General features: G+C 71.3%; 9 protein-coding genes. 8 read left to right on the top strand and 1 reads right to left on the bottom strand.

The genetic code is table 11. The features are described from left to right. The 4 genes from ABFX54_RS13795 to ABFX54_RS13780 all read left to right on the top strand — a co-directional run. Positions 1-706: amidohydrolase family protein (locus ABFX54_RS13795; protein WP_346104759.1), on the top strand; the 706-nt coding region annotated here is incomplete at its 5' end. Then, positions 703-1,887 (top strand): imidazolonepropionase, encoded by a 1,185-nt coding sequence (hutI, locus tag ABFX54_RS13790; protein WP_346104757.1) that lies wholly within the window; start codon positions 703-705, stop codon positions 1,885-1,887. The genes ABFX54_RS13795 and hutI, both read left to right, overlap by 4 nt. A 66-nt stretch (positions 1,888-1,953) precedes the next feature. Continuing rightward, positions 1,954-2,895 (top strand): sigma-70 family RNA polymerase sigma factor, encoded by a 942-nt coding sequence (locus tag ABFX54_RS13785; protein ID WP_106248319.1) that lies wholly within the window; start codon positions 1,954-1,956, stop codon positions 2,893-2,895. 166 nt (positions 2,896-3,061) lie between these two features. Further along, on the top strand, positions 3,062-3,823 hold the full coding sequence (locus ABFX54_RS13780; RefSeq protein WP_346104756.1) for an MOSC domain-containing protein: 762 nt from the start codon (positions 3,062-3,064) through the stop codon (positions 3,821-3,823). 67 nt (positions 3,824-3,890) lie between these two features. Here ABFX54_RS13780 and ABFX54_RS13775 read toward each other — a convergent pair whose 3' ends face one another. Then, the gene (locus ABFX54_RS13775; RefSeq protein ID WP_346104754.1) at positions 3,891-4,823 is read right to left on the bottom strand and encodes an ABC transporter substrate-binding protein; all 933 of its coding nucleotides are present in this window, start codon (positions 4,821-4,823) and stop codon (positions 3,891-3,893) included. Positions 4,824-5,027: 204 nt separating this feature from the next. Here ABFX54_RS13775 and ABFX54_RS13770 point away from each other — a divergent pair, with 204 nt between their 5' ends. The 4 genes from ABFX54_RS13770 (at position 5,028) to ABFX54_RS13755 (ending at position 12,308) form a co-directional block, all read left to right on the top strand. After that, a complete protein-coding gene (locus ABFX54_RS13770) occupies positions 5,028-6,341 on the top strand; it encodes an ammonium transporter (RefSeq protein WP_346104752.1) in 1,314 nt (437 codons plus the stop codon). Continuing rightward, complete coding sequence (locus ABFX54_RS13765; RefSeq protein WP_346104750.1) at positions 6,338-6,676, top strand: P-II family nitrogen regulator; 339 nt, start codon at positions 6,338-6,340, stop codon at positions 6,674-6,676. Before ABFX54_RS13770 ends, ABFX54_RS13765 begins: the two co-directional genes overlap by 4 nt. A 121-nt stretch (positions 6,677-6,797) precedes the next feature. Next, on the top strand, positions 6,798-9,023 hold the full coding sequence (locus ABFX54_RS13760) for a [protein-PII] uridylyltransferase (protein WP_346104748.1): 2,226 nt from the start codon (positions 6,798-6,800) through the stop codon (positions 9,021-9,023). Positions 9,024-9,245: 222 nt separating this feature from the next. After that, positions 9,246-12,308, top strand: coding sequence for a nitrate- and nitrite sensing domain-containing protein (locus ABFX54_RS13755; protein WP_346104746.1), 3,063 nt, complete (start codon positions 9,246-9,248; stop codon positions 12,306-12,308). Positions 12,309-12,311: the final 3 nt, after the last annotated feature.

Raw genomic sequence — 12,311 nt, 5'->3', positions numbered from 1 at the left:
CGCCGCCTGCGTCGAGCGCTACGCCGCCACGCCCGTCCAGGTCCTGCACGAACGCGGGGCGCTGGGGCCGCGTTCGACCGCGGTGCACGCCACCCACCTGACCGACGTGGACATCGAGCTGCTCGCGCAGTCGGGCACCTACATCTGCATGTGCCCCACCACCGAACGCGACCTCGCCGACGGCATCGGCCCGGCCAGGACGGCGGCCGACCGGGGCGCGCGCATCACGCTCGGCTCCGACAGCCACGCCGTGATCGACCTGTTCGAGGAGGCCAGGGCGGTCGAGCTGAACGAACGGCTGGCCAGCGAGCGACGCGGGCACTGGCGCGCCGCCGACCTGCTGCGCTCCGCCACGGTCGAGGGGCACACCTCGCTCGGCTTCCCCGACGCGGGCCTGCTCGTGCCCGGCGCGTGGGCGGACCTGGTGACGTTGCGGCTCGACTCCGTACGCACGGCCGGCGCTCCCGATCTGGAGGCCGTGGTGTTCGCGGCCACGGCGGCCGACGTGCACTCGGTGGTCTCCGGCGGGCGCCGCGTGGTCGCCGACGGCCGCCACGTGCTCGGCGACGTGGGGCGCATGCTGACCCGGGCGATCGGGGCGGTGACAGGACCCGAGACAGGGGCTGCGACAGGGACGGCGACGGGAACAACAACGGGGACGGCGCCAGGGGCGGAGACAGGCGCGGCGATGGGGGAGCGGCGATGACCACGACGCTGATCGACGGGATCGGGCTGCTCTACACCGGCGACCCCGAGCGCGAGGAGATCCCCTGCGCCGCGCTCGTCGTCGAGGACGGCCTGGTCGCCTGGACCGGCCCCGCCGCCGAGGCGCCCGACGCCGACGTGCGGGTGGACGCCGGCGGGCGGGCGGTCATCCCCGGGTTCGTCGACAGCCACGCCCACCTCGTCTTCGCCGGTGACCGGACGGCCGAGTTCCAGGCGCGCATGTCGGGGGAGGCGTACACGGGGGGCGGCATCAGGACCACGGTCGCGGCCACCCGCCGGGCGAGCGAGGCCGAGCTGGCCACCCGCGCGCGGGCCCTGGTCGGCGAGATGCTCGCCCAGGGCACCACCACCGTGGAGATCAAGAGCGGCTACGGGCTGTCCGTCGAGCACGAGCGGCGCTCGCTGGAGATCGCCGCCGGGCTGACCGACGAGACCACCTTCCTCGGGGCCCACGTGGTGCCGGCCGACATGGACGCCGACTCCTACGTGCGGCTCGTGGCCGGGGAGATGCTCGAAGCCTGCGCGCCCTACGCCAAGTGGGTGGACGTGTTCTGCGAGCGCGGGGCCTTCGACGGGGACCAGACGCGCGAGATCCTCACGGCCGGGCGCAAGGCCGGGCTCGGGGTGCGCGTGCACGCCAACCAGCTGACCGAGGGGCCTGGGGTGCGCCTGGCCTGCGAGCTGGGGGCGGCCTCCGCCGACCACTGCACCCACCTGTCGGCGGCCGACGTGGACGCGCTGGCCTCCTCGGGGACGGTGGCGACGCTGCTGCCGGGGGCCGAGTTCTCCACCCGCTCGCCGTACCCCGACGCGCGGCGGCTCATCGACGCGGGCGCGACCGTGGCGCTGGCGACCGACTGCAATCCCGGCTCGTCGTTCACCTCGTCGATGGCGTTCTGCGTGGCGCTGGCCGTGCGCGAGATGCGGATGACGCCGCTGGAGGCGATCAGGGCGGCGACGTACGGAGGGGCGCGCGCGCTGCGCCGTACGGACGTAGGCTGGCTGCGGCGCGGGGCCCGTGCGGACCTCGTCGTCCTCGACGCTCCCTCCTACGTGCACCTGGCCTACCGGCCCGGCGTTCCCCTCGTTCACCAGGTGTTTCACCGTGGTCTCCTCCTTGAGGAGGACATCCAGAACCATCCCGCAGACGTAGTGCTTTAGGGAATCTTTGCCCCTGCCCGGACGTTGGCCGGGTAAGTATGCAGCTGCGGAACGAGGTGCCTGGGGATGGCAAGGCCTACGGGGAGTCGCACGCAGGAGCAGCACGTCGCTGATCGCGATCTGCTGGGGACATATCTGGCCGAGATCGGCCGGGTCCCGCTGCTCACGGCTGAGGAAGAGGTGGAGCTCGCCAAGCGGATCGAGGCGGGCCTGTTCGCCGAACAGCTGCTCGACAGCGGGGGCACGGAGCCGCGCATCGGGGACGCGGCCGACGAGGAGCTGGAGCGGCTGGCCATCTCGGGCCAGCGGGCCAAGGACGAGTTCATCCAGGCCAACCTGCGCCTGGTCGTGGCGGTGGCCAGGAAATACTCCGGCCGGGGGATGCCGCTGATCGACCTGGTCCAGGAGGGAAACCTGGGGCTGGTCCGGGCGGTGGAGAAGTTCGACTACCGGCGGGGATACAAGTTCTCCACCTACGCCACGTGGTGGATCAGGCAGTCGGTGGGCCGGGCCATTCACGAGCAGGCCCGTCCGGTACGCCTGCCGACCCACGCCGGCGAGCAGATGACCCGGCTGATGCGGGTGCGGCGCGACATCCTGGCGGAGTTCGACGCCGAGCCGACCGACGACGACCTCGCCGAGATCCTCGACCTGCCCATCGAGCGGGTGCGTGAGCTGCGGCGCTGGGCCTCCGACCCGGTGTCGCTGCAGCTCGGCGTCGGCGACGAGGACGAGACCGAGCTCGGCGACATGATCGCCGACGAGACCTGGGCCGATCCCGAGCAGCAGGCCATCGACATCCTGGAGCGGGAGCGGCTGGACCAGTGGCTCACCGGGCTCGAAGGGGTCACCAGCGAGATGCTGCGCTGGCGTTACGGGCTGGTCGACGGGCGTGAGCACACGCTGACCGAGGTGGGCGAGCGTTACGGCATCGGCCGTGACCGCGCCCGCCGCATCGAGCGCGACGCGCTGGCCCGGCTGCGCAAGATGGCCACCGCGGCCGCCTAGACCGCTCGCGGTTCCGGGGGGAGCCGTGTGGGGGTTCGGGGCGTGGGCCGCCAGGGCCCGGGGGCGTCAGGTTCGAGGGCGTCAAGATTCGGGGCGTCGGGTCCGGGGGTGAGTCAGGTTCTGCGGGTGATCCGCGACTTTCCGGGCGGGTCGTAAGCTCTCCAGCATGCATGTCGAGACGCTGCGTCGCTATCCGGTCAAGTCGATGCTGGGGGAAGAGCTCGCCGAGAGCGTGGTGAGCGAGCGGGGGCTCGCGGGAGACCGGGCTCGGGCGGTGCTCGACGTCGCGACGGGGAAGATCGCCAGCGCCAAGAACCCCCGCCTCTGGCGCGGGCTGCTGGCGATCGAGGGCGCGCGGGCGCCGGGTGACGCGGAGCTGTCGGCGTTGCTCGGGCGCGAGGTCCGGCTGATCGACGTGCCCCCGCAGGGCGCCCACCTCGAACGGTCGGTGCCCGAACGGGTGCTCGCCGACGGCATCGAGGCCGAGGTGCCCTACACCACGACCGTGCTCGGCTCGGGCTCGCCCGAGGGCACGTTCTTCGACTTCGCGCCGATCCACCTGATCACCACCTCCACCGTCGAGCGGATCGGCGCGCTCGGCCCGCGCGGGCACGTCGAGGCGCTGCGCTACCGGCCCAACCTGGTGATCGCGACGGAGCCGGAGGGCTTCGTGGAGAACGACTGGGCCGGGCGCGAGCTGCACGTCGGCGCGCAGGTGGTGCTGCACGTGATCGTGGCCAGCCCTCGCTGCGCCGTGCCGACGCTGGCGCACGGGGCGCTGGAGCGCGACGCCGACGCCCTGCGCACCGTGGCCAGGCACAACCGGGTCACGGTCTTCGACCTGGAGAACCAGGCCTGCGCGGGCGTCTACGCGCGGGTGCTCCGCCCCGGCCTGATCAGGAAGGGCGATCCGGTACGTCTCGCGTGACCGGCCGCCGGGCAGGCCGTCCGGCGCGGCTCGCGTGAGCGCACGCCCGGGCCCGCCCGGTGAGACGTCACTTCGCGAGCGGCGCCAGGTACTCGTCCAGGTCGTCGAGGATCTTGCCGGCGGCGGTGACGCCGATCCCGGTCATCCAGATCTCGTCGTCCACGTTGTGCGCGTTGCCCGACTTGACCGCCTCCAGGTTCTTCCACAGCGGCCCCGCGGTGACGGTGGCCTGCGACTTGGCCGCCGCCTCCCCGTACGCGGTGTAGAAGACCGCGTCGGCGTCGGCCTTGGCGATGTTCTCCTGGCTCAGCTTGCCGAAGCGCTTGTCGTCCTGGTCGGCCAGCTGCTGCGCCTCGGGCCTCGGGATGCCGGCGTCGCCCACCACGATGCCGCTGAACGACTCGGGGCCGTACATGCGGATCTCGGTCGGCATGAAGCGCACGATGCTGACCTTCAGCTTCGAGAACTTGGCGCCCACCTCCTCGGCCCGCGTCTCGTACGCGGACAGCAGCTGCTGGGCCTGCTCCTTCTTGCCCAGCGCCTCGGCGTCGAGCAGGAAGTTGTCCTTCCAGGTGATGCCGACCCGCTCGGTGAACACGGTGGGGGCGATCTTGGCGAGCTTGTCGTAGAAGGCGGCCTGGCGGAACTTGCTGCCCAGGATGAGGTCCGGCTTGAGCGCCATGATGGCCTCGATGTTGAGCTGCTGCAGCGTGCCCACGGGCTTGGTGCCCGCCAGGGCCGGGCCGAGGTATTCGGGCCAGGTCTGGTTCTCCTGGGCCTGCGCCGCGCCGACAGGGGAGAGGCCGAGCGAGACCATCGTGTCGAACTTGTCGGTGTCGAGGACGACGACCCGTTTCGGCGTCATGGGCACCTTGGTCTCACCCATGGCGTGCTTGACGGTACGGGTGGGCCCCGCTTCCTGCGACGCGGTGGTGCCGCTCCCGCATGCGGTGAGGACTAACACGGGCAGCATGGCAGCGACGGCCAGGCGAAGGCGCATGGGCATTCCTTGATCGTTAGGTTAGGCAATCCTAAGTATGACATGTCTGATTCAGCGTTACCCAAATGCGCGGTGTGAGATGCCCGAAACCTAGCCGAAACACCCGTGTGGCGAGATTCACAGATGTGAAACACGCCTGGTCGAGCCACGAAACCCCGGCCGAACACGCTGTGGCCACACGTCACATGTAAGGAGGGTCGCGTCGTGAAGATCGATAGCGGCACGACTGCCTGGATGCTCGCGGCCACCGCGATGGTGCTGTTGATGACTCCGGGCCTCGCGTTCTTCTACGGGGGCATGACCAGGGCCAAGAGTGTCCTGAACATGATGATGATGTCGTTCGGCGCCATCGTCACCGTAACCATCACCTGGATGCTCTTCGGGCACTCCCTGGCCTTCACCGACAACCCCAGCTCAGCACTCAACAACTTCGTCGGCGGCTTCGACGCGCTCGGCCTGCAGAGCCTGGTGGAGACCGCGACGAAGGACGACGGCACCGGCATGCCGAGTCTCGTCTTCTCGGCCTTCCAGATGACGTTCGCCATCATCACGGTCGCCCTGATCAGCGGTGCCATCGCCGACCGGGCGAAGTTCGGCGCGTGGATGCTGTTCAGCGTGATCTGGGCCGCGCTCGTCTACTTCCCCGTCGCCCACTGGGTGTGGGGCACCGGCTGGCTCAACACCATGGGCATCGAGGACTTCGCGGGCGGCACGGTCGTCCACATCAACGCCGGTGCCGCGGCCCTGGCCCTGGCCCTGGTGCTGGGCAAGCGGCAGGGCTGGCGCAAGGAGCCGATGCGGCCGCACAACCTGACCCTGGTGCTGCTCGGCGCGGCGCTGCTGTGGTTCGGCTGGTTCGGCTTCAACGCCGGCTCCGAGCTGGCCGTGGACGGCACGGCGGGCCTCGCGTTCCTCAACACCCAGGTCGCCACCGCGGTCGCCGTCGGCGCCTGGCTCGTGGTGGAGAAGCTGCGTGACGGCCACGCCACCAGCCTCGGCGCCGCCTCCGGCGCGGTGGCCGGTCTGGTCGCCATCACCCCCGCCTGTGGTTTCGTCGACCCCTGGGCCGCGATGGTCATCGGCCTGCTGGCCGGCGCGATCTGTGCCTACGCCGTGGGCCTGAAGTACAAGCTCGGCTACGACGACTCCCTCGACGTGGTCGGCGTGCACCTGGTCGGCGGCGTCGTCGGCGCCGTCTCCCTCGGCTTCCTGGCCGCCTACCCCTTCCTCGACCAGCAGAGCGAGGGCCTGTTCTACGGCGGCGGCTTCGGCCAGCTCGGCCTTCAGGTGCTCGGCCCCGTCGCGGTCGGCGGTTACTCGTTCATCCTCACGTGGGTGATCGGCAAGATCATCGACAAGACGATGGGCTTCCGCATCCCCGCCGAGGACGAGGTCACCGGCATCGACATCACCTCACACGCCGAGACCGGTTACGACCTCGGCACCGTTCACGCCTCCGGCATGAGCTCCCCCAATGGCCCCGTCACCGCTCCCGCCACGAAGAAGGTGGACGCATGAGGCTCATCACCGCCATCATCAAGCCCTTCAAGCTCGACGACGTGAAGGCCGCGCTCGAACAGTTCGGCATCAAGGGAATGACCGTCAGCGAGGCCAGCGGCTACGGCCGCCAGCGCGGCCACACCGAGGTCTACCGCGGCGCCGAGTACCAGGTGGACCTGGTGCCGAAGGTGCGCCTTGAGGTCCTCGCGGAAGAGGACGACGCCGAGGACGTGATCGACGTCATCGTCAAGGCGGCCCACACCGGCAAGATCGGCGATGGCAAGGTCTGGTCCGTGCCGGTCGACACCGTCATCCGTGTGCGCACGGGAGAACGGGGTTCGGAAGCCCTGTGACGTCGGAGACGCGAAGCCCTGACAACGGCGTCAGGGCGGAGCACGACAGGGGTTCCACGACGGATCCGCGGCGATGCCCGGACAAGGGGGTCCGGGCGGAGCTCGGCAAGGGGGCACAGCAGTGAGGGGAGAGGCCCGTTCGTACGCCGCGGCCCGCAAGGAGCGGGGCGCGGACACCGACCGCTGGCTGAAGGATCTCTTCCGCACGGCGAGCGACGGCGAGCACGTCTCGCTCGTCGCCGTCGGCAGCCTGGGAAGGGGTGAGCTGGCACCCGGCAGCGACCTCGACCTCGTGCTGCTGCACAACGGCCGGGCCGACGTGGCCAGGATCGCCGACCGGATCTGGTATCCGATCTGGGACTCCGCGGTCAACCTCGACCACTCCGTACGCACGGTGGACGAGGCCGTGTCGGTGGCCAGGCAGGACCTCAAGGCCGTGCTCGGCCTCATCCAGGCCAGACACGTGGCCGGCGACCCCGACCTGACCAGGAAGGCCAGGGAGTCGGTGCTGGCCGAATGGCGCGCCGACTCCAGGCGCAGGCTCGGCGAGCTGCGCGAGGCGGCCGACAAGCGGGCCCAGGCCAGCGGCGAGCTCGCCTTCCTGCTGGAGCCCGACATCAAGGACGGACGCGGCGGGCTGCGCGACGTCCAGGCGATGCAGGCCGTGGCCGCCGCCTGGGTCGCCTCGGCGCCGGGCCCGCGGGCGCGGGAGGCGTACGAGTTCATCCTCGACGTGCGGCACGCGCTGCACGTCGTCACCGCCCGCGGCACCGACCGGCTGGTCCTCCAGGAGCAGGACGCGGTGGCCGGGCTGCTCGGGCTGCTGGACGCCGAGGCGCTGATGCGCCGCCTGGCCGAGGCCGGCCGTACCGTCTCCCACGCCTTCGACGCCACCTGGCGCACCGTTGACAGACTGCTGTCAGGACCGGCGCCCCGTGGCCGCCGCCCGCTGGCCGACGGCGTGGTCGAGCACGGCGGCGAGGTGGTGCTGGCCAGGGGCGCCGACCCGCGCAAGGACCCCGTCCTGGTGCTGCGCGCCGCCGCCGCGGCGGCCGACTCCGGGCTGCCGATGGCGCCCGCGACCGTGTCCGTACTCGCAGCTCAGTCGGCTCCGATGCCGGTGCCGTGGCCCGAGGAGGCCCGCGACGCGCTGGTGTCGATCCTCGGCGCGGGCCGCGCCGCCGTGCCCGTGTGGGAGGAGCTCGACCAGGCGGGCATTCTTGTCAAACTGCTTCCTGACTGGGAGCGCGTACGCCACCGCCCCCAGCGCAATCCGATCCACCGTTTCACGGTCGACCGGCACCTGATCGAGGCCGCCGCGAACGCGGCCGGCCACACCCGTGAGGTCTCCCGCCCCGACCTGTTGCTGATCTCCGCGCTGCTGCACGACATCGGCAAGGGCTGGCCCGGCGACCACTCGGCGACCGGCGAGGTCGTGGTCCGCGACATCGCCACCCGCATCGGCCTGCCCGCCCACGACATCGACACGCTCGCCGTCGTCGTCCGCCACCACCTGCTGCTGCCCGAGACCGCCACCCGCAGGGACCTCGACGATCCCGTGACGATCGAGAAGGTGGCCGCCACGGTCGGCACCCGCGAGGTGCTCGACCTGCTGGCCGCGCTGGCGGTCGCCGACGGCAACGCGACCGGTCCCGCCGCCTGGAACGCCTGGAAGGCGGGGCTCGTCGCCGACCTGGTCCGCCGGGTCAGGTCGGTGCTGTCGGGCTCGCCGCCGCCCAAGCCGCCCACCCTCTCGCCCGAGCAGGCCGGGCTGGCCCGCCACGGCGGCGGCGCCGTCCGGGTCAACGGGGGAGCGGTCACGGTCGTCGCCCCCGACCGGGTCGGCCTGCTGTGGAGCGCCGCCGGGGTGCTGTCGGCCCACCGGCTCGTCGTGCGCTCGGCCTCGTCGGCGTCCGCGGGCTCCACGGCGGTGATCGAGTTCTCCGTCATTCCCGAGTACGGTTCTCCGCCCGACCCCGCGACGCTGGAGGCCGATCTCAGGCTCGTCCTTGCCGGCCGTCTTGACATCGAGCAGCGGCTGGCCCGCCGCACCCGCGCGCTCAGGCCGCCCCGCGTACCTGTGGCCCCACCTCGGGTGACACTGGTCGACGACGCCTCCGCGACCGCTACCGTGGTGGAAGTCAGGGCCCATGACAGGCCGGGGCTGCTGTGGCGCATCGGACGTGCGTTCGGTGAGTGTGGTCTTGACGTGAGGGCCGCTCGCGTGGAGACTCTCGGCGCGGAGGCGGTGGACGTCTTCTACGTTGTGGACCGCGCTGGTCGCCCCCTCAGCGACGACGCGCAGAGGGCTCAAGTCCGCGATCAAGTCCTGGCCGCACTGCGATAACCAACAACACATCGACCACGGTCACGTTTGTAACGATTGTGTCCGATATGCCTGTTAAGTCAGTTGTTGCGGATACTTTGTGGACGGCCTATGGCCCGTGGCGGACGGGACGATTGAGGGGTAGCGGGAGCGGTGACTACGGGGAGTGCGGGAAGCGACCCAGCCACACGAAGGGACCGCGGGCAGCGGTCTCTGCCACGGCTGGGTCTGCGGAATTGGCGCGTGAGATGGCGGCTGACCGCCCTGATCCTGGTGCCCACCATCGCCGGCGTCGTGCTCGGGGGAGCGCGCGTCGTCGGGTCGGTCCAGAGCATCGGCGTCTACGACCGCACGGCCACCGCGGCCGAGCAGGCCGGACGCATCCGTGACCTGGTGCAGGCCATCGGACTCGAACGCGACACGGGCGGCTGGATCGGCGCGAGCCGCTCGGTGCGCAAGGCCCTGGCCAACCCGTACGCACAGCGCAAGGCGTCCGTCGACACCTTGATCAAGACCGTCAGAGCCGACCTTAACACGATGGACGACTCTTATGGACCCCGTGTGGTCAAGGCAGTCGAACAGGCGAAGTACGACCTGAGCCGGCTCCCCAAGATCAGGACCGAGGGCCAGGTCAACACCATCCGGTACGACTTCCTCACCGACACCCTGCTCAAGCTGCACGACGAGCTGGCCCTGATGTCCGACGACTCCCAGATCGTCGGCCAGTTCCGTGCCCTGAGCGCGCTCGCCTCGGCCAAGGAGGAGATGTCCAGGCAGCGGGTGAAGCTGCTGCAGGCCTCCTACGAGACCAGGCGGGTCGGCGCCAAGGACGTCGAGGAGTTCATCGCCTCCAACGCCCGCCAGCAGCGCGACATCGCCACCGTCGGCGCCGAGGCCGGCGTCGAGGTCGGCCTTGAATTGTCCAAGGCGCTCACCTCGAACAACGACTACGTCAACGTCCAGCTCACCAAGTCGCGCGCGGTCACGCTGGTCAGCGGCCGGCAGCCGGGCGCCACGATCACCGACAACCTGATCTCCGCCAACGCCGAGCGCGACCAGTGGTTCAAGCAGAACACCAACGCCATCGAGGTGCTGCACGGCATCGAGAAGCAGATGGCGGACAAGGTGAACCTGCGCAGCCAGGAACTGCGCCAGTCGGAGATCCGCAGCGCGATCGTCGCGGGCGCCCTGATCCTCGGGCTGCTGCTGATCGTCCTGCTGCTCACCGTCGCCATCGCCCGCTCCATGGTCGGCCCGCTGCGCCGGCTGCGCACCGAGGCGCTGGAGGTGGCCGGCTTCCGGCTGCCCGACGTGGTGCACCAGCTGCGCGTCAGCGGTGACACGGCCGTACGCGACGTGCAGCCGATCGAGGTCGAGGGCAACGACGAGATCGGCGAGGTGGCCAGGGCCTTCGACCAGGTGCACCGGCAGGCCGTACGCCTGGCGGGCGAGGAGGCCGAGCTGCGCAGCAACATCAGCTCGATGTTCGTCAACCTCTCGCGCCGCACCCAGACGCTGGTCGAGCGGCAGATCTCGCTGATCGACGGCCTGGAGAAGGGCGAGCAGGACGGCGGCCGGCTTGCCGACCTGTTCAAGCTCGACCACCTGGCCACCCGCATGCGCCGCAACTCCGAGAACCTCCTGGTCCTGGCCGGGCACGAGGCCACCCGCCGGCGCAGCCAGCCGGCCAAGCTGGTCGACGTCGTCCGCGCCGCGCTGTCGGAGGTCGAGGGCTACGAGCGCGTCCAGGTCAAGGTGCACCGGGCCACCTCCGTGCTCGGCAGCTGCGCCAACGACCTGGTCCACCTCGTCGCCGAGCTGGTCGAGAACGCCATCCAGTTCTCCCCGAGCAACTCCCAGGTCACGGTCACCAGCAGCCTCATCGAGGGCGGCGGCGCGCTGCTGTCCGTCACCGACTCCGGCATCAGCATGACCGAGGACGAGCTGGCAGAGGCCAACCGCCGCCTGGCCGAGCCGCCCGTCGTGGACGTGTCGGTCTCCCGCCGCATGGGCCTGTTCGTGGTCGGCCGGCTGGCGCTGCGCCACGGCATCAGGGTGCAGCTGCGCAAGGGCGACGGCAGCGGCCTGATCGCCATGGTGCTGCTGCCTCCGACGCTGATCGCCGACGGGACGCAGCAGCAGCCGCTGCCGCAGCGGCCGGCGTTCGGCGGCGGCACCGTGCCCGGCCAGCCCGCCGCTTCTGGCACCGGGGCCTCAGGGCCGAACGGGCTGGGCACGCCGAACGGGACGTTCCGGTCGTTCGCCAGCTTCGACTCCTTCGAGATCGGGCAGGTGCCGCGGCCTGGCGGCTACGACAACGGGCAGCCCAGGACGGGCGGTCTAGACAACGGGCAGCCCAGGACGGGCGGTCTAGACAACGGGCAGCAGCGTCGCGGCGCCTTCGAGGCGGGGCCCGCGCCGCGCCCCGGCTCCGCCGACAACGGGCGGCCCCGGCACGCGGCCCCGCCCTCCGGGCCCGGCCCGTTCGGCAGCAGTTCGTTCGACAGCGGCTCCTTCGGCAGCGGATCGTTCGGCAGCGGCCCGATCGACAGCGGCCCCGGCAGGACGGGCCCCGGCACGTTCGACACCGGCCCCGCCCGGCGGGCGGGCCCGCGCCAGGACGGCAACGCGCAGGGGACGCCCGGGCCCGCGTTCGGCTCCGACCCGGGCCGCCCGGGGGCGGGCGGCTTCACCGCCGACACCGACGGCGGCTCTTACCGCAGGCAGCAGGGCACGTTCGACTCAGGAAACTACCCTTCGTACCCCGGCGCGGGTTCTCCGCGATCTGGTAGTGGCGCGTTCCAGACGCCGCCGCCGGCGCCGTCGTACTCGACGAACGACGTACGCGGGCCTGGCCGGACCCCGTCGGTCGACATGTCGCCGATGGAGCAGGAGCAGGAGGAGTACCTGCCGATCTTCGCCTCGGTGGAGTCGGCCTGGTTCCGCCGCCCGCCCGCGGAGACGCCGCCCCAACCGGCGGGCACCGGTGAGGCCACACCGGCGCAAGCCGTACCCTCTGGGGAGGAAGCGTGGCGTACGGCCGCGGACGCCGGATGGCGTGCGGCGGCCGCGGCCAGCGAACCGAGTCTCGGCGGCGTCACCGCCGCCGGGCTCCCCAAACGGACCCCGAAAGCCAACCTGGTGCCGGGCACGGCGAGCCGGCCCGCACAGGCGCAGCAGCCCCAGCGGCAGGCTCCCGAGCCCCCGGTCTCAGCTGACCGGATGCGCGCCAGGATGGCCGGCTACCAGCAAGGTGTGCGACGGGCCCGTCAGGAAGTACACGGACAGGAGGAACAGAGTGAGTAAGCG

Origin of the sequence: Nonomuraea maheshkhaliensis, assembly GCF_039529435.1 — a bacterium.
In the GTDB taxonomy this organism is placed as follows: Bacteria; Actinomycetota; Actinomycetes; order Streptosporangiales; family Streptosporangiaceae; genus Nonomuraea; species Nonomuraea maheshkhaliensis.
The sequence above is the reverse complement of the archived record's forward strand: the minus strand, read 5'-3'. Positions and strand labels throughout refer to the sequence as shown.